This is a genomic window from Pseudomonas sp. P42 (assembly GCF_017973755.1).
Lineage (GTDB): Bacteria > Pseudomonadota > Gammaproteobacteria > Pseudomonadales > Pseudomonadaceae > Aquipseudomonas > Aquipseudomonas iridis.
Genome location: NZ_JACOPU010000007.1, coordinates 185,914 through 203,566 on the forward strand (window position 1 = coordinate 185,914; position 17,653 = coordinate 203,566).

Genomic DNA, 17,653 nt, shown 5'->3' on the forward strand with positions numbered 1-17,653 from the left:
GCAGGCCAACTCCACACAAAAGCAACAGCAAGATCAAAAGATCGCAGCCTTCGGCAGCTCCTACAAAGGAGGCAAGGACAACCCGCACGCGGCGAATGCCGCCCCACTCAACAGGATGAGCGTTAGCTCGGCTGCAGCTCTTGATCTTGATCCACGGGCGACGTCGGAAGGCTGAGCGGAGGGATTGATCCGGGGGTGGGAGCGCAGCGACCGTTTGGCGCAGCCAAACACATCGAAAGGAGGTGCAGCGAAGCAAACCGGAAGCGATGCCCCCGGATCGATCCCGGAGCGAAGGCACCCCGAGCCCCAGCGAGCGGGCCGCACGTAGGAGCAAGCGTTTTTTTGCTTACTTTTTTTAGGCGTTTGTAAAAAAAGTAAGTCGCCGTAAGGGCGAAACCTCAAGCCGCCATCACAAACAAACCGGATATTCACCCCACCCACCAAACCCTGGTCGGCCCAGAGGCCGCCAAGACACCCCAAAACAAAAATGTTAGCTTGCTTGGCATCAAGCCCGAACAAGAGCCAAAAACGATGAAAAAAACAGTCCTGGCCTTCAGCCGCATCACCCCAGCCATGATCGAACGCCTGCAACAAGAGTTCGACGTCATCGTCCCCAACCCGAAGGCCGGTGACCTCAACGCCCAATTCAACGAAGCCCTGCCCCACGCCCATGGCCTCATCGGCGTCGGCCGCAAACTCGGCAAGGCCCAACTCGAAACCGCCGCCAAACTCGAAGTGGTCTCAAGCGTGTCGGTCGGCTACGACAACTACGACCTCGACTACTTCAACGAACGCGGGATCATGCTCACCAACACCCCGGACGTGCTCACTGAAAGCACCGCCGACCTCGCCTTCACCCTGATCATGAGCAGCGCTCGCCGCGTCGCCGAACTCGACGCCTGGACCAAGGCCGGCCAATGGCAAGCCAGCGTCGGCGCCCCGCTGTTCGGCTGTGACGTCCACGGCAAAACCCTCGGCATCGTCGGCATGGGCAACATCGGCGCCGCCGTCGCCCGCCGGGGTCGGTTCGGTTTCAACATGCCGATCATCTACAGCGGCAACAGCCGCAAGACCGAGCTTGAGCAAGAACTCGGCGCACAATTTCGCAGCCTCGACCAACTCCTGGCCGAAGCCGACTTCGTCTGCCTGGTGGTGCCACTCAGTGACAAGACCCGCCACCTGATCAGCCATCGTGAACTGGCCCTGATGAAGCAGAGCGCGATTCTGGTCAACATTTCCCGTGGCCCGGTGGTCGATGAACCGGCACTGATCGAGGCGCTGCAAAACAACCGCATCCGCGGTGCCGGCCTCGACGTCTACGAAAAAGAACCGCTGGCCGAATCGCCATTGTTCCAGCTGAAAAACGCCGTGACCTTGCCGCACATCGGCTCGGCCACCCATGAAACCCGCGAAGCCATGGCCAATCGCGCCCTCGCCAACCTGCGCAGCGCGCTGCTCGGCGAACGCCCGCAGGATCTGGTCAACCCGCAGGTCTGGCGCGGATAGAAAACAGGGCGAGTGCTCTGCAGCACTTGCCCGTTCATTTTCCCGAAACACCTGACTTGCAACCTGACCGACCCCATAAAAGTTGAGCGCTGAACGCGCAGCGCTCACGGGTTTCAGGCCAGTTTGCCCTGGCTCGGTAATACGGATGTGCGTGGTTTGCGAAACACCAGCACATTGCCCAGCATCACCAATACCAGGCCCGCCAGCGCCGGCGCCGTCCATTGATAACCTTCGGCAAATGCCGAAACGTTCAACGCCACCACCGGGAACAGCACTGTGCAATACGCTGCACGTTCGGGCCCCATTCGCCCGACCAACGTCAGGTAGGCGGTGAAGCCGATCACTGAGCCGGGAATCACCAGGTACAACAACGCACCGACATATCGCGGGCTCCAGTCCATTTCGAACGGGATGCCTTTGACCAGACACCACACCGACAGCATCGCGGCACCGTAAGCCATGCCCCAGGCGTTGGTGGTCAGCGGTTTGAGCCCGGCCTTCTGTTGCAGGCTCGAGAGCATGTTACCCGCCGAGAAACACAACGTACCGCACAGTGCCAGGCCAAGACCGAGCAAGGTTTGCGGCGTAGCCTGATGGCCGGCCAGTTCCGGCCAGAACAACAGGCCCAGGCCGAACAACCCCAATCCCCCACCCATCAGCACATTGCGGGCAATGCGCTGACCGAAGAACACCCGTGCATTGAGCGCATTCCATAAGGTGGCGGTGGAAAACACCACCGCCACCAGACCGCTGGGAATCCATTGGCTGGCGGTCAAAAAGCACATGAAGTTGACGCAGAACAGACACACGCCCTGCGCCACGCAGATCAGGTGCCCGCGCCGGTTCATCGGTTGCAACCGTCGGCTGAGCAGCAACAGCGCAAACAGCACCAGCGCGGCCAGGCCAAAGCGATAGACGATCGACACGGGAATCTCCACCACGCCCAATTGCCATTTCAAGGCAATCCAGGTGGTGCCCCAGATCAGCACGGTCAGCAGATACAACGACAGGTTCATGACGGACACTCCTCAATTGATTTTCAGTGTCCGCTGCGGCCTGGAGACCGCGCTTGCATAAACTTGCGCTTTTGTCGGCCGACTGGCTGGCAGCGCGAGGGCGACGGAGTAGGATGCAAGTCGTTGAAGAGAACCGATCATGGCCGCCATCGAAAACCTGCAAGTCTTCCAGGCACTTAACCGCTCGCCGAACGCATGCCTTGTGCACAGCGCGGAGCTCGGTGACGGTTTGTCTGCGGCCCTGTGGACCAATCACCACGACGCCCAGGAATACGAAGCGCCGAGCCATCACACCCTCTCGTGCTATATCGCCGGTGGCACTGGCACGTTTCGTCGCGGTCAGCCGGGCCACAAGGGCGGGCCGGACAAGCTGTGCATCCTGCCGGCGGATCACGAATCAGGCTGGGTGATCAATGGCGATATCCGCCTGGCGCACCTGTATTTCAGCGCCGAACAATTTGCCCTCGGTTGCGTGACGTTGCTCGATCGCGAGCCGCGCGAGATGCAACTGCGCGAACAGACCTTCCTCGAAGACCCGCAGCAGGCGCAGCGCTTTCGGCAATTGCTGAACCTGAACTGGGACGAGCCGGCCGAACGTTTGCTGACCAGCAGCATTGCCCATGAATTGATCAGCCACACCTTGCTCAGTCAGGTCGGTGTGCGTCAGGGTTTGCGCCTCAAGGGTGGGCTGGCACCGCACCAGCGCCGGCAACTGGTGGACTTCATCGACAGTCAGTTGGCCGAGCCGATCAGCCTCGGGCAACTGGCCGGTTTGTGCGCGTTGTCGGAGTATCACTTTGCGCGAATGTTTCGCATGAGCTTCGGGCTGCCGCCGCATCAATACGTGCTGGCCCGGCGCTTGAGTCGGGCGCGGGAGTTGTTGCGCGGGACGGCGTTGCCGCTGGGAGAGATTGCTCTGGCGTGCGGGTTTGCCAGTGCGAGTCATTTCACCAATCGTTTCAAGCAGGTGTTGGGTGGGACGCCCGGCGAGTATCGGCAGGCATTTTTGCGTTAGAGCAAGATCAAAAGATCGCAGCCTTCGGCAGCTCCTACATTTGAAATGCATTCCCCTGTAGGAGCTGCCGAAGGCTGCGATCTTTTGCAGGCACGTCAAAATTCTAGTGTGCTGGACAACGAAACCTGCCGCGAATCCCCCATCGACACAAAGAACCGGCTCGCCGACGAGGTGTAATAAGTGCGGTCGAACAGGTTCTTCACGTTGAGCTGGAACTTGACCTTCTGCCCTTCGATTTTGGTGTCGTAAGTGGCGAAAGCGTCGGCCACGGTGTAGCTCGGCAGATCGAAATCATTCACCGCGTTACCCGCCCGCTCACCGACGTAGCGCGCCCCGGCGCCAACGCGCAACTGATCGCCGCCGATCACGCTGCCGAAGTCATACACCGCCGACAATGAGCCGCTGTTCTTCGCCACGTTTTGCAAACGCTTGCCCTTGTATTCCGGGTCTTCGGTAACTTCGGCATCGGTGTAGGCGTAGCTGCCGATCATGCTCCAGCGGTCGCTCAACTGCCCGGTCAGGTCCACTTCCAGACCCCGGGAGCGCACTTCACCGGCCGCGCTGTAAATCGTCGTCGGGCCTTCGGAATTGGCCACCAGCACGTTGCGTTTCTTGATGTCGAACAGCGCGATATTGCCAGTGATGCGCCCCGGCATGTCCAGCCGCGCACCCAGCTCCCACGACTTCGCTTCTTCCGGCGCGATGCTGCCGTCGAGCACGGTGCTGCTGCCGCTCAGCGGGGCGATGGTCGAGTTGGGTTTGAACGATTCGGTGTAGCTGCCATAGAACGACAACTCGTCGGTATAGCGATACACCAGACCGGCGCGCGGCACCCACTTTTGCCCGTTGCTGTCGGTGTTGGCCTTGAACGGCACGCCTTTGCCGGCGTACTGGTCGTATTCCTGAAAACGCCCGCCGGCGACCAGAATCCACTGGTCGTTGAGGTGGATGGAGTCCTGCAAAAAGACCGAGTCGCTGCGCAGTTCATCGGTCTGTGCGCTGTCGGCGGCGCTGACCGTGGAGCCCTCGACTTCACGCCCATACACCGGGCTGGTGTAGCTGAAGGTGCTCAGGCTTTTCTGGCGGATCAGGTCGGCGCGGTAGATCTTGCGGTACTCGTCATCGACGCCGAACACCAGGTCATGCTGCATGCCCAGCATGTTGACTTTGCCTTCAAGGCTGGCGGTGGTGAAACGGTCGGTGCTGATCGCGCCGTGGGTGCCGTCCATGTTGCGGGTCAGCGTGCCGTTTTGGGTGTTTATGGCGGTCACGCGGACCTGGCTGGCGTCGTAGGTTTCGCGGTTCCAGCTGTAGCCGAAGTGGGCTTTCCAGTCGTCGTTGAGTTCGTGATCGGCTTCGAAGTGATACAGATCCGAACGCCCTTCCATGTCGTTGAACGGCTCGTCAAGACGCTGCTTGCGCGAGATGTCCAGCGGGTGATTGGTGCGCGGATCGATCAGCGTGCCACGGTCGAACGGGGTGAGAAACTCGCGATGTTCATAAGCGAATAACAGCTGGGTACGTTCGCCATACCAGGCCAGCGAAGGGGCGATCAACGTTTCCCGATGAGTGCCGAAGTTGCGCCAATAATCTTCGTCGACATGATCCACCACCATGCGATAGGCCAGCCCAGAATCGCCCAGTGCGCCCGTGCTGTCGAAGGTGCCGCCGCTGCCGTTCTTGCCGTCGCCGTAGGTCGACCCGGTGTAGGTCAAGGCGTTGTATTGCGTCAGTTCAGGTTTCTTGCTGACCAGATTGACCACGCCGCCCGGGTCCTGAATGCCGTACAACAAAGAAGCCGGGCCTTTGAGCACTTCGACGCGATCGACCGTGGCGTTCATGCCACGCCCCTGCACGATCGGCATGCCGTCGCGCATGATCGAGCCGTTGCGGTTATCACCGAAGCCGCGGGTCATCACCGAATCCTGGGTGCTGCCCAGCGTGTTGCCCTGGGTGATGCCGCTGACGTTAGCCAGCGCGTCGTCGAGATTGCGTGGCGACTGATCGCGAATGACCTGCGCCGGGATGACATTGACGGTCTGCGGGATTTCCTGAAGCGAGGCCGAGGAACGCATCACCGAACTGGTTGGCGGCGGCTGGTAACTCGTCGACTCATCGCGCATCGAGGTGATGGTGGTGGCGCCCAGATTCAGCGCGCCTTCGGTGGGCTGCGGCTCAAGTGCCAGGGTGTGACTGTCGGTGCGGCGAAAGCTCAGGCCGGAACCGGCAAGCAGGCGTTGCAGCGCTTGTTCTGCATTCATCTGTCCATTGACGGCTGGCGCGGTGAGGCCGTACGGCGCTTCATCGGTGTAGACCACGCTTTGCCCGGTGACACGGCTGAAGTCGCTCAGGGCTTGCGGCAACGGTTTGGCAACCAATGCGAAATTGAATTGCTTTTGCGCCTGGCTGCTGACGGTTTCAGCGCCGAGCGCGACGCTCATCGGCAACAGCGCCAATGCCGAAAAACTTAACGCCGAAACGCCCAACCATTGTTTGACCGAACCCGATTTTGCCCTGGACTTCATTGCTCAATGACCTGTGTAGAACCGCAACGGATGCGAATGACTCGCAGTTTCAGTCACTACACGGATGGGGCTCGGGTTTACCTCACTACAATTTTGAAATTATTTTCAAGATCAAGAGATCGCAGCCTTCGGCAGCTCCTACAGTAGATGTGCGTACACCCTGTAGGAGCTGCCGAAGGCTGCGATCTTTTGACTTTGTTGTCAGCGCAAAATAATCATCTGCCCCAAAACCCGATGCTGCTCAAACCCCAAGACGCCTTGCAGGGAATTGAGCACTGCCTGCGGATCCTTGCTCGGAAAACTGCCGCTGACCCTGCGCGCCGCCAGCTCATCGTTGAGCAAGACAATGCGCCCCGGGTAATAGCGGCGAAGATCCTGCACCACATCCGCCAGCGTCGATTTGTAGTAAGTCAGCCAGCCCTGGCGCCAGGCCAGTTGCGCCTCGCTGTCCACGGCATGCAGTTTTACCGCCGTCCCATCACCGTAAGCCACTTGCTGGCCGGCGGTGAGAATCTGCTGCTCGCCCCCTTGATCGGCCGTCACGCCGACGCGCCCGGACAACACCGTCACCTGCGCCCCATGGGGTTGCAGACGCACTTCGAATTGCGTCCCAAGCACCCGCGCCTGGCCCTTCTCGGCCTCGACCACAAATGGATCGCCCGTGTGCGTGACGCTGAAAAACCCGGCGCCGCGACGCAACTGCACATGGCGCTTGCCCTGGCTGAAATCCACGGCAATGGCACTGTCGGCGTCCAGCGTCACTTGCGATTGATCGGCGAGGGTTACGGTGCGGACTTCGCCCGGTGCAGAAACATAGTCGGCATTGAGATCATCCAGCCAACGCTGCGGTTGCCAGCCCGTTCCGAAGCTGATCATCAACAACAGACACGCGGCCATTGCCAACCCGCCGGACCAGCGCAAGAGCGGCGGACGACGCGGGCGATCCATGGCGTTGAGATAGCCTTGCAGCGCGAAAGCCTCTTCATCCGCCAACGTTTTCGCCGGGCCTTCACTCAACTCCCAGATTACCTGCGCCTGGGCGTAAGCCTCGGCATGGGCGGGGTCGGCGCGCAGCCATTGGCTGAACGTGAGTTGATCCCCTGCGCTGGGCCGATCATGCAACAGGCTCAGCCAGGCAAAAGCGGCCTGTTCCTGGGCGGGCGTCGGAGTGACGCGGTCGGTGTGCTTCACGGTGCTTTCCCTGGCGTGCGTGGCGCGGGTTCGCGCAGGCTGGCCTTGCAGGCCTCGAGGGCGCGCATCATATGTTTTTCCACGGCGCTTTGGGACAGGCCCATGGCTTTGGCGATGTCCGCGTACTTGCGGCCGTATATTCGATTGAGCAAAAAGATCTGCCGGGTGCGTTCGGGCAAGGCGCGCAATGCCGCTTCGACATGGCGCAGATCATTACCGGCTTCGAGCGCTGCTTGTGGTTCGCTGCCGTGGCTATCCGGCTCGTCGGGTTGCCAGCCTTCGTTGACGCGCACCCGCGTGCCTTCACTGCGCAAATGGTCGATGGCGATGTTGCCGGCGCAGCGCAACAGGTAGGTGCTGAGTTCTTCGACCTGTACCAGCGGCCGGCGCCAGAAACGCAAAAACAGATCCTGCACCAGATCCGCCGCCGTCGCCCGGCAGCCAACGCGGCGGCTCACCAGCGCTTCCATCTGTGAACGCTGGGAGAGGAACACCTGAAGAAAATGCGCACGCGCGCCAAGCGGCTCGTCGTCGCGCGATTCCGGGGGATGACCGATCAGCACGTCAGCACTGCGCCCAGGCTGCGACCGGACTGGCCAACAGACTCAAACCGGCCAGCGCCAAAGCCAGACGCGGGCGATACGGCAGCAACAGCACCAACGCCAACGCACTGAGCATCAGCACCGCGAACCAATCGACCAGACCCAGACTCCAGCCGTTGGCTTTGACGGCCGCCCAAAGCGACAAACCCAGCAGCAGCCACCCCGTCAGCTTCAGAGCCTGACCCCGTCGCGTCGACGGTTTATGGCCGAGCAATTCATCGTGGTGCCGAGGCATGGACAGACACAATGCCGTGAACCCGGCGTAGCACAGTAAAAGCGCCAGCAGCATCAGTTTGTCCCTTGCTCGAGCGTGACGGCCCGAGGCATCTCGCGACGAGTTTTTTTCACGCTGACGGTGTTGCCGACGCGCTGCATTTTCCACGCAGCCCACGCCAGAAAAACGCCTGTCCCCAGACAGGTCAGGTCGAAACCGGCGAGCACCCAATCACCCTGCGCAAGCGTTACGCCAAGGTTCCACGGCGTGGTCAGCGCATTGATCAAAGGCACTGCAATAAACAGCAAGGCGCCCAACCCTAGCTGTTCAACCCAGGCTTTGCGTCCCGGGCGCAACAACGCATGCACGACGCTCAACCCCCAGGCGATAAAGAATGCATTCACTTCCCAATCGGCACGCCCGGCCAGACTCACGGGCAACAGCCGATTGGCCAGGAAGAACACCGCCACCGCCGTCACCAACCCGGCCATGCTGGCAATGTTCAGCACTTCCACCAGCCGCAATTCGAACGGCATGACGCCGCTCTTGGCGTGCTTGAGCTGACGCTTGCCGAGCCAGATCACCAGCCCGGTGCCGATCATGGCCGTGCCGGCCAGTCCGCAGATGAAATACAACCAGCGCAATACCGGCCCGGCGAAATGGCCCATGTGCAAACCGTAGAACGCGCCACTCACGGCCATCGCCACAGGTTGCTCCGGCGTGCTGCCGAGCATCTGCCCAGTGACACCGTTGAAGGTCACCGCGCGACCGAAATCGTGCACCACACGATCGCCCGCGCGGGACAACACCACCGTGGCATTTGCATCGCCCGGATTGCTCACGGACAGTCGTGCGGTGGTGCCACCCGACCATTGCTCGCTGGCCTTGGCCAGCAGTGGTGCCATCGGTGCCAGTGCGGCAGGAATGTTGGCCCGTTCCGGCGCTTTCGAGGCTGGAAAAACCTCATCGTAGAACTTGCGAACGTCGCCACCATAAGAGGCCACGATGCTCGCGGGCATGACCATCGACATGAAAATCACCAGACTGCTGTAGGTGATCATCAAGTGAAACGGCAGCACCAGAACGCCCACGGCGTTATGCCCATCGAGCCAGGAACGCTGGCCTTTGCGCGGGCGGAACGTGAAGAAGTCCTTGAAGATTTTTTTGTGGGTGATGATCCCGGTGATCAGCGCGACGAACATCACCATGGCGGCAATCGTCGCCAGCCAGCGGCCCCACGGATAAGGCATTTGCAGCTGAAAATGGAAGCGGTAGAAGAACTCGCCGCCCATGCTTTCGCGCCCCTGCACCTGGGCACCGGTTTGCGCGTCGAGGGTTTTCGATTCGAACCGGCCACGCTCGCCGGGTTTGGCTGGCGTCTGTTGCCAACGTACGGTCAGACCGGGATCACGGGCATTGGGCAAGTCGATCAGCCAACGCGTGGCGCCAGCCGCGTGTTGCTGCAGATAATCCTGCGCCAGCGTCAGGCTCGCCTCGGCATTGATCGGCCGTGCGGGAGTTTCCGGCTGCATCCAGTGGCTGGTTTCGTCGTTGAAGTAAGCCAGGGTTCCGGTCAGGAAAATCGCAAACAGCAACCAGCCGAATACCAGCCCGGTCCAGGTGTGCAGCCATGCCATGGCCTGGCGGAAACCCTCTTTCATGCGAAACCCAACCCCCGCGCCGCGCCGGAAATGGTCGCCAGAATCACACTCGGCACCAGCAAACCGACCCATGCCGACCACGCCGTACGACAGGCAAAACACCAAAGCACCGCGACCAGATAGACCAGAAAGGAAACGGTCATGCCCGTCACTACGGCTTCGGCGCGGCTCAATGGCAGCCACATCGTCAGGGTGACACTGGCCAGCGCGGCCACCAGATAGCCGCCAAACACCGCCGCCAGCACCCGCGAGGTAACGGCCAGACGATAGGCCAGCGGGAGTGTGGCGAGTTTGGCTTTCATGTTTCGACCCTGAAACGAAAAACGTCCGGCCGACAAGCCGGACCAACAGGCGATCGAGTTTAATGATAAATATTCTCATATGCAAAAGCATCTGATTGCCGGCAAGCCACCTGCGCCCCTACAATGCGAACCATTCTTGTTCTCTAACGCATGCTTTCTGCCGCAGAGCGAAAGCGCCCGGAGCACTACCGTTGCCATCCGCCCATCCCGTCGAATCGCTTTATCAGGCTCACCACAGTTGGCTTACCGGCTGGCTGCGGCGCAAGCTCGGCTGCCCGGACAGCGCGGCGGATCTGGCGCAGGACACCTTTATCAAAGTACTCACCGCGCGCGAGCCAGCGGTGATCATCGAACCACGCGCCTTCCTCACCACCCTCGCCAAACGGGTTTTGTTCAATCACTACCGCCGCCAGGATCTGGAGCGCGCCTATCTGGAAACATTGGCGCAGATGCCGGACGTGGTGGCGCCGTCGGAAGAAGACAAAGCAATCATCCTGCAAACCCTGATCGAGCTGGATCAGTTGCTCGATGGTCTGCCACGTCAGGTCAAACGCGCATTTCTATTGGCGCAGGTCGATGGCCTGACCTACCCGCAGATCGCCGCCGAACTGGATATTTCCGTGGCCACGGTCAAACGTCATCTGAACAAAGCGGCGCTGCGCTGCTATTTCGCGCTATGAATCAAGCGCCGGATTTTTCCTCGCAAGTGGCTGAACAAGCAGTGCACTGGCTGATGGAAGTGCAGCAAGGCGCGCTCACCGCGCGCCAGCAACTGGCGTTGCAGCAGTGGCTGGATGCCCACAGTGAGCACCGCCGCGCGTGGGAACACATTCAACGAGTCAACCAGCGTTTGCGAGGTGTTTCTTCACCGCTGGCGCATGCGGCATTGAACAGGCCGAAGTCCGGCAGCCGACGTCAGGCACTGAAACTGCTGCTGATTCTCGGTGCCGGTTCTGCCGCTACCTGGGGCCTGCGCGAGCACAATCCGCTGCCGTCGCTGCTCGCCGATTACCGCAGCCCGATTGGCCAGCGTCGCAAGATCGGGCTGGGGGCGGACGATCAGTTGCAACTGAACACGGGCAGTGCGGCAGACGTGCGCGTCGATCAACGTTTGATCCGCTTGCTGGAAGGCGAAATCCTCCTGACGGCCGCGCAATCGTTCGAAATACACACCGCGCAGGGCATTCTGAAAACCCGGGGCGCACGGCTCAATGTGCGGCAATTTGCCGATCGCACACAGGTTGCGCTGTTTGCAGGTCGAGCCGAACTGGCCACCAGCGAACGCGCGCCGATACTGCTGCCCGTCGCTCGCCAACTGAGTTTCACCACGACTGCCGCCAGCGACGCCAAACCAATGGACGCCAACAGTGGTGCCTGGGCGGACGGCATGTTGGTGGCCGCGCGTATGCGCCTCGGCGACTTCCTCGAAGAACTTGGCCGCTACCGGCGCGGGCAGCTCAATTGCGATGCCAAGGTTGCCGGGTTGCTGATCTCGGGGACGTATCCGCTGGACGACAGTGAGCGGATTCTGGATCTGCTGGAAATCAGCTTGCCGGTGAAGGTGAAGCGCTTTACCCGCTATTGGGTCAGCGTCGAGGCGCGGGTGTAACCGCAAGGTCAAAAGATCGCAGCCTGCGGCAGCTCCTACATGGGATTTGTGTTCACCCTGTAGGAGCTGCCGCAGGCTGCGATCTTTGGATCTTGAAAATAAATGAGCCGTTTTTCAGATCTGGCGTGACAGAGAAGGAAAGCCCCCTTGATTCAACCTTCTCAGGATCATCCACCATGCACCCCACCCGCCTCACGCCACTGGCCCGCTGCCTGCGCAATCTCATCCTCGGCGCCAGCCTGAGTTTCAGCGCCCTGCCCGCCGCACTGGCCAGCGATGCCAAGGCGTATCACATCGCACCGTCTTCGCTGGAAAACGCCCTTAATCAGTTCGGCCGTGAAGCCGGGGTGCTGATTTCTTTCGGTTCGCAAGTCACCAGCGGCGTGCAAAGCCGTGGTCTGGAAGGTAATTACACGACCGAGCAAGGTCTGGATGCATTGCTCGAAGGCACCGGTTTGCAGGCCCGCGCCGAGGGCAACAACGCTTTCAGCCTGCAACCGGTCAATGATGCAGCACTGGAGCTGGACACCTCGAAAGTCGTCGGCGACTGGCTCGGCGACGCGGCGCAGATCAATGTGTTCGAACATCCCGGCGCCCGCGACGTGATCCGCCGCGAAGAGTTCGAACGCCAAGGCGCGACTCAGGCACGCGATGTGCTCAACCGCATTCCCGGCGTCAACGCTCCGGAAAACAACGGCACCGGCAGCCATGACATGGCGCTGAATTTCGGCATCCGTGGTTTGAACCCGCGCCTGGCTGCACGCTCGACCGTGTTGATGGACGGTATCCCGGTGCCGTTCGCCCCTTACGGTCAGCCGCAGTTGTCGTTCGCGCCCATCAGCATGGGCAACATGGACGCCGTGGACGTGGTGCGCGGCGGCGGTGCAGTACGTTACGGCCCGCAGAACGTCGGCGGCGTCGTCAACTTCGTTACCCGCGCGATTCCTGATGAGCCGACGGTCAAGGGAGGCTTTCAGACCGAGACCAGCCCTTCGTCGAGCCACGACGGCTTCAAGACCAGCGCCAATCTGCTGGCCGGCGGCACCAACGCCAACGGTCTGGGCGGCGCCCTTCTGTACTCCGGCACCCGCGGTGGCGACTGGCGCGAACACAGCGACACCGAAATCGACGACCTGATCCTCAAGGGCAAATATCAGCTCGACGATGCCAACAGCTTCAACGCCATGGCCCAGTATTACGAAGGTAAAGCCGACATGCCCGGCGGTTTGAACGTCGCTGATTACGATGCCGATCCGTACCAATCGACGCGCCCCAAAGACCAGTTCTGGGGCCGTCGCACGATGTTCAACTTCGGTTATCGCTATCAGGAAGATCGCCGCGAATTCACCGCCAATACGTTCTTCACCAAAACCCTGCGCAGCGGTTATCTGGACCAGGGCACGTTCCTGTCGCTGTCACCACGCGAGTATTGGGTGCGCGGTTTCGAAACCCGTTTCGCCCAAGGCTTCGACCTCGGCCCGACCAGCCACGAAGTCGGCGTCGGCTACCGCTACATCAACGAGGCTGGCCACGAATTGCGCTATCGCACGCGGATCGCCAGCAACGAATACCCGACCACCAACAGCCGTAACGACCGCGACACTCGGGGCGGCACCGAAGCCAATGCGTTCTTCGTCGACGACCGTATCGACATCGGCAAATGGACGATCACCCCGGGCGTGCGCTACGAGATGATCGAATCCCAGCAGACCAACAACCTGACCAACGTCAAATACAAGGGCGACTACAACACCGCACTGCCGGCATTGAACGTGCTTTATCACCTGACGGATAACTGGAATCTGTACGCCAACACCGAAGGCTCGTTCGGCAGCGTGCAGTACAGCCAGATGCCCAACCGTGTGACCAGTGGTGAGGTCAAACCGGAGAAGGCCCGCACTTGGGAACTGGGCACTCGCTATGACAACGGCGCATTGCGCGCGGAAATCGGTGCGTTCCTGATCAACTTCGACAACCAGTACGAAAGCAACCAGACCAACGATTCGGTGATCGCCCGTGGCGAAACTCGCCATCAAGGCATCGAGACCAGCATCAATTACGCGCTCGATGACTTGAGCCCGGCACTGGCCGGCTTCGATGTCTATGCCTCCTACGCCTATGTTGACGCGTCCATCCGCGAAGATGGCCCGAACAAGGGCAATCGCGTGCCGTTCTCTTCCAAACATAAAGGCACGGTTGGCGTCGGTTATACCGAAGGCCCGTGGAAGTTGAATCTGGACAGCAGCTTCCAGAGCGACCAGTTCGCCGACAACGCCAACACCTCAAAAGAAAGCGCTGACGGCAGCACCGGCAAGATCCCGGGCTACATGCTGTTCAGCAGCCGTGCAGGTTACGACTTTGGGCCGCAACTGTCGGATTTGAATGTGGCGGTGGGCGTGAAGAACATCTTCAACACGCAGTACTTCACGCGGTCGTTCGATGACAACAACAAGGGGAAGTATGTGGGTGAGCCGCGCACTGTGTACGTGCAGACTTCTGTGGCGTTCTGACGTTTTGAACAGCCCCTCACCCTAACCCTCTCCCAGAGGGAGAGGGGACTGATCGGGGGATGCTGCAGACATACGCCGACCTGATCCTGCTTCACCGAATCCGTAATCGGCGCGGTATTTCAGGTCGATGGAAAACGCCAGACACCTCGATCGGCCCCCTCTCCCTCCGGGAGAGGGCTGGGGTGAGGGTTTGGGGCCTGAGCCGTGCACGACACTTGGCAACACCACAAACAAAAACGGGCCTGCTTTCGCAGGCCCGTTCTCATTGGGTGACTTGAATAATCAGCGCATCAACTGTTGATCGCTGCCTGTTCGTTCTCTAGAAACTCTTCTTCCAGCAGCGCGTCGTTCGCTTTGCTGAACGGCACCACAGCGGCGCGTGGTTTACCTCGCAGTTTGCCAAAAAGGTGTTCCAGCGCGTGCTCGAGTTTTTCGGCAGCGCCATCGATCGCCAGTTCCAGCGAATCAGCTTTATGGGTAACGGAAACCGGTTGATGGCCTTTTGGCCGCGCTTCCAGTTGGCAGCGCAAGTCATGGGGACCTGGTTTGTCACCGTTCTCGTCGCTCAGATGGACTTCGACACGGGTCAGGTCTTCTTCATAACGTTCGAGCGTGCTCTCAATGGTGGTGCGTACCCACTCCTCCAGTCGTTGACTACTTTGAATATGGTTATCGCTGTTGACTTGGATTTGCATAGTTCATCCCTTATTTCAGCTAGCTCGCGAGAGGCCTCGAATTGAATTTCCTGACCCCTTGGTTACAACAATCGGCCCGACCGTCGAACATTTCAACCCCTGAAAAAAGATAAATATTCATTCGCAAAAAAAGCCGGACAACCGGACAAAGCGCTGGTAAGGTCGGGAGTTGGGTCGCCATGCCTTCCTGCAAAATTTGCTCACAATTGCCCGTCGTTCAACGGGTGCAAGCCGCGAAAAATCCCTGCCTCCTCTACCAGCCAGTCGTGCACTGCACGCACGCCCGGATGACTCAACGCGCCCGGCGCATACAGCAACACGTAACGTTTGTGATTAGGCACCGACAGCCCGAACGGCACAATCAACGCGCCCCGCTCCAGCTCATCATTGAGCAATGTGCGCCGCGCAATCGCGACGCCCATGCCGGCGATTGCCGCTTCGATGGTCAGGTGATTGCGATTGAAGGTATGCCCACGCCGCACGTCGGCGCCTTCGAAGCCGATCGCATTCAAATAAAATTCCCATTCCGCATATTCATAACTGCCGCGCCAGGCGGTGATGTCGTGCAGCAAGGGGAAATGCACCAGGTCCACCGGCCCGTGCAGCGGCGGGCGCCCGCGCAAGAGGCTTGGCGCGCACACCGGGAAAATCTGCTCATCGAGCAACGCTGTGGATAACAATCCCGGATAACTGCCGTCGTTCAGGTCGATGGCTAAATCGAAATCGCCCTCATGCAATGGCACGCTGCTGTCCTCGGCCACCAGTCGCAACTGGATGTCCGGGTAGCGCTGCTGCAAGCGCGGCAAACGCGGCGTCAGCCATTTGCTGAGGAACGATGGAATGGAACGCACCCGCAGGATCCCGCTGATCATCCCGGCATCCAGTCGACGCAATTCGGCGTCGATGCTGCCGTACGCCTCATTCACCGTGATCGCCAGCCGCTGGCCTTCTGCACTCAATTCCACGCCCCGCGCACGCCGGTGAAACAGCCGAAAGCCGAGGCGCTCTTCCAATTGGCGGATTTGCTGACTGACCGCGCCCGGCGTGATGTGCAGCTCTTCAGCACAACGGGTGAAGGAAAGGTGCCGCGCGGCACAGGAAAACACCTGCAGCCAGACGTAGGTCTGCGCATGCAATTGACGACTCATCGTTTAGTCCTGCTAAAGGCTGTCTTAGGAAGTTTCGTTGGTCACGTCCGACCGAGCGAGGCAGTATCGCCGACATTGCGCTTGTCCGACAAAAAATGGCAGCGATTCCTCCTCCATTGCTTGTAAGGGTTTAGCATGGCTATCAGTGTTTTCGATCTATTCAAAGTGGGCATCGGCCCGTCCAGTTCCCACACCGTCGGCCCGATGCGCGCCGCCGCGACCTTTGCTCAAGCGCTGAGCGATCAACGTCTGCTCAATGATGTGTGCCGCGTTGAAATCCGTTTGTACGGGTCGCTGTCGGCCACCGGCGTGGGTCACGCCACCGACCGCGCCACCATCATGGGCCTGATGGGCGAATGGCCGGACAGCGTCGACCCGACGACCATCGATGCGCGCCTCGAGCAACTGCGCCGCACCGGGCAACTGCCCCTCGCCGACGGACGGTCGATTGCCTTCGACTGGCAACGCGATCTCCTGCTGCTGGACGAGAGCCTGCCCTACCACCCCAATGCCATGTCGCTGACAGCCTTTGGCGAATCTGCCGAGCTGTTTACGCAGACGTACTACTCGGTCGGCGGCGGCTTCATCATCGAAGCGGCGGAAGCTGAATCAGGTGTCGCGCCGTCGGGTGACGTGGTGTTGCCTTACGATTTTTCCAGCGCCGCCGAGTTGTTGTCGCTGTGCAAGCAGCACAACCTGCGGGTGTCCGAGCTGATGATGGCCAATGAACGTGCCTGGCGCAGCGATGCGGACATCCGTCAGGGTTTGCTGCATATCTGGTCGGTGATGCGCGAGTGCGTCGAGCAAGGCCTGCGCCACGAAGGCATCCTCCCCGGCGGTCTGAAGGTGCCGCGCCGTGCAGCAAAATTGCATCGCAGCCTGCTGGAAATCGGCAAACCGAATGTGATCAGCTCGACGCTGTCGGCGATGGAATGGGTCAACCTGTTCGCCCTCGCCGTCAACGAAGAAAACGCTGCCGGCGGGCGCATGGTCACCGCGCCGACCAACGGCGCAGCGGGGATCATTCCGGCGGTTTTGCACTATTACATGAAGTTCAACCCGGAGGCGTCTGACGATGACGTCGTCGCTTTCTTCCTGTCCGCGGCCGCCGTCGGCATTCTGTGCAAGAAAAATGCGTCGATCTCTGGCGCCGAAGTCGGTTGTCAGGGCGAAGTCGGCTCGGCCTGCGCCATGGCTGCCGCCGGTCTGGCCGAAATACTCGGCGCCACTCCCGAGCAACTGGAAAACGCAGCCGAAATCGGCCTGGAACACAACCTTGGCCTGACCTGCGACCCGGTCGGCGGCCTCGTGCAAGTGCCGTGCATCGAACGCAATGCGATCGCTGCGGTGAAGGCCATCAATGCCACACAAATGGCCCTGCGTGGCGACGGTAACCACTTCATCTCACTCGACCGGGTGATCCGCACCATGCGCGATACCGGCGCCGACATGCATGACAAATACAAAGAGACTTCACGAGGCGGTCTGGCGGTGAACTGGGTGGAGTGCTGATCCGCCTGACTGCACTGTCTGCGCTCACCTGCCCGAAAATCGACCAGAAATGAACAAGGCGAGCCCAGTGCTCGCCTTGTTGTTGCCGGATTCATTGTTCGACAATTTTCCCGGCATGCACCTTGCTACCTCTGTAGGAGCGGCGAT

15 protein-coding genes are annotated in these 17,653 nt (G+C 60.4%); 6 read left to right on the plus strand and 9 right to left on the minus strand.

What is annotated here, in order from left to right; genetic code table 11:
- Positions 1-531 precede the first annotated feature (531 nt).
- Positions 532-1,506, plus strand: a complete 975-nt coding sequence (locus H8B20_RS22940; protein WP_210624718.1) for a 2-hydroxyacid dehydrogenase — start codon at positions 532-534, stop codon at positions 1,504-1,506.
- Between the two features lie 113 nt (positions 1,507-1,619).
- Here the strand turns inward: H8B20_RS22940 and H8B20_RS22945 are convergent, their stop codons facing one another.
- On the minus strand, positions 1,620-2,522 hold the full coding sequence (locus H8B20_RS22945; protein WP_042557733.1) for a DMT family transporter: 903 nt from the start codon (positions 2,520-2,522) through the stop codon (positions 1,620-1,622).
- A 139-nt stretch (positions 2,523-2,661) separates the two neighbouring features.
- Between H8B20_RS22945 and H8B20_RS22950 the strand changes: the two genes are divergently transcribed.
- Entirely contained in the window at positions 2,662-3,537 is an 876-nt protein-coding gene (locus tag H8B20_RS22950; protein WP_210624719.1) for an AraC family transcriptional regulator, read from the plus strand.
- Positions 3,538-3,632: 95 nt separating this feature from the next.
- Here H8B20_RS22950 and H8B20_RS22955 read toward each other — a convergent pair whose 3' ends face one another.
- The 6 genes from H8B20_RS22955 to H8B20_RS22980 form a co-directional block, all read right to left on the minus strand.
- Positions 3,633-6,062, minus strand: a complete 2,430-nt coding sequence (locus tag H8B20_RS22955; RefSeq protein WP_210624720.1) for a TonB-dependent siderophore receptor — start codon at positions 6,060-6,062, stop codon at positions 3,633-3,635.
- Positions 6,063-6,263: 201 nt separating this feature from the next.
- Positions 6,264-7,253, minus strand: coding sequence for a FecR family protein (locus H8B20_RS22960; protein WP_210624721.1), 990 nt, complete (start codon positions 7,251-7,253; stop codon positions 6,264-6,266).
- Complete coding sequence (locus tag H8B20_RS22965) at positions 7,250-7,816, minus strand: RNA polymerase sigma factor (protein WP_210624722.1); 567 nt, start codon at positions 7,814-7,816, stop codon at positions 7,250-7,252. The genes H8B20_RS22960 and H8B20_RS22965 overlap by 4 nt, the downstream gene beginning before the upstream one ends.
- A gap of 1 nt (position 7,817) precedes the next feature.
- Positions 7,818-8,144 carry a DUF3325 domain-containing protein gene (locus H8B20_RS22970; protein WP_210624723.1) on the minus strand — a complete coding sequence of 109 codons (327 nt, stop codon included), beginning with the start codon at positions 8,142-8,144 and terminating at the stop codon, positions 7,818-7,820.
- Positions 8,144-9,730, minus strand: a complete 1,587-nt coding sequence (locus tag H8B20_RS22975; RefSeq protein WP_210624724.1) for a PepSY-associated TM helix domain-containing protein — start codon at positions 9,728-9,730, stop codon at positions 8,144-8,146. Before H8B20_RS22975 ends, H8B20_RS22970 begins: the two co-directional genes overlap by 1 nt.
- On the minus strand, positions 9,727-10,032 hold the full coding sequence (locus tag H8B20_RS22980; RefSeq protein WP_210624725.1) for a DUF3649 domain-containing protein: 306 nt from the start codon (positions 10,030-10,032) through the stop codon (positions 9,727-9,729). Before H8B20_RS22980 ends, H8B20_RS22975 begins: the two co-directional genes overlap by 4 nt.
- A 191-nt stretch (positions 10,033-10,223) precedes the next feature.
- Between H8B20_RS22980 and H8B20_RS22985 the strand changes: the two genes are divergently transcribed.
- From H8B20_RS22985 to fecA, 3 genes are all read left to right on the plus strand, one after another.
- Positions 10,224-10,712, plus strand: coding sequence for a sigma-70 family RNA polymerase sigma factor (locus H8B20_RS22985; protein WP_042557725.1), 489 nt, complete (start codon positions 10,224-10,226; stop codon positions 10,710-10,712).
- Positions 10,709-11,641, plus strand: coding sequence for a DUF4880 domain-containing protein (locus H8B20_RS22990; RefSeq protein ID WP_210624726.1), 933 nt, complete (start codon positions 10,709-10,711; stop codon positions 11,639-11,641). The genes H8B20_RS22985 and H8B20_RS22990 overlap by 4 nt, the downstream gene beginning before the upstream one ends.
- A 176-nt stretch (positions 11,642-11,817) precedes the next feature.
- A complete protein-coding gene (gene fecA, locus H8B20_RS22995; protein ID WP_210624727.1) occupies positions 11,818-14,151 on the plus strand; it encodes a TonB-dependent Fe(3+) dicitrate receptor FecA in 2,334 nt (777 codons plus the stop codon).
- Between the two features lie 290 nt (positions 14,152-14,441).
- On the opposite strand, the gene H8B20_RS23000 is transcribed toward fecA, so the two are convergent.
- Together H8B20_RS23000 and H8B20_RS23005 are read right to left on the minus strand one after the other, a co-directional pair.
- Positions 14,442-14,846 carry an HPF/RaiA family ribosome-associated protein gene (locus H8B20_RS23000; protein ID WP_042557722.1) on the minus strand — a complete coding sequence of 135 codons (405 nt, stop codon included), beginning with the start codon at positions 14,844-14,846 and terminating at the stop codon, positions 14,442-14,444.
- A gap of 200 nt (positions 14,847-15,046) precedes the next feature.
- Positions 15,047-15,994: a LysR substrate-binding domain-containing protein gene (locus H8B20_RS23005; protein WP_042557721.1), complete on the minus strand. Its 948-nt coding sequence runs from the start codon at positions 15,992-15,994 to the stop codon at positions 15,047-15,049.
- A gap of 135 nt (positions 15,995-16,129) precedes the next feature.
- Here H8B20_RS23005 and H8B20_RS23010 point away from each other — a divergent pair, with 135 nt between their 5' ends.
- Positions 16,130-17,506 carry an L-serine ammonia-lyase gene (locus tag H8B20_RS23010; protein WP_210624728.1) on the plus strand — a complete coding sequence of 459 codons (1,377 nt, stop codon included), beginning with the start codon at positions 16,130-16,132 and terminating at the stop codon, positions 17,504-17,506.
- The last annotated feature ends 147 nt before the right edge of the window (positions 17,507-17,653 follow it).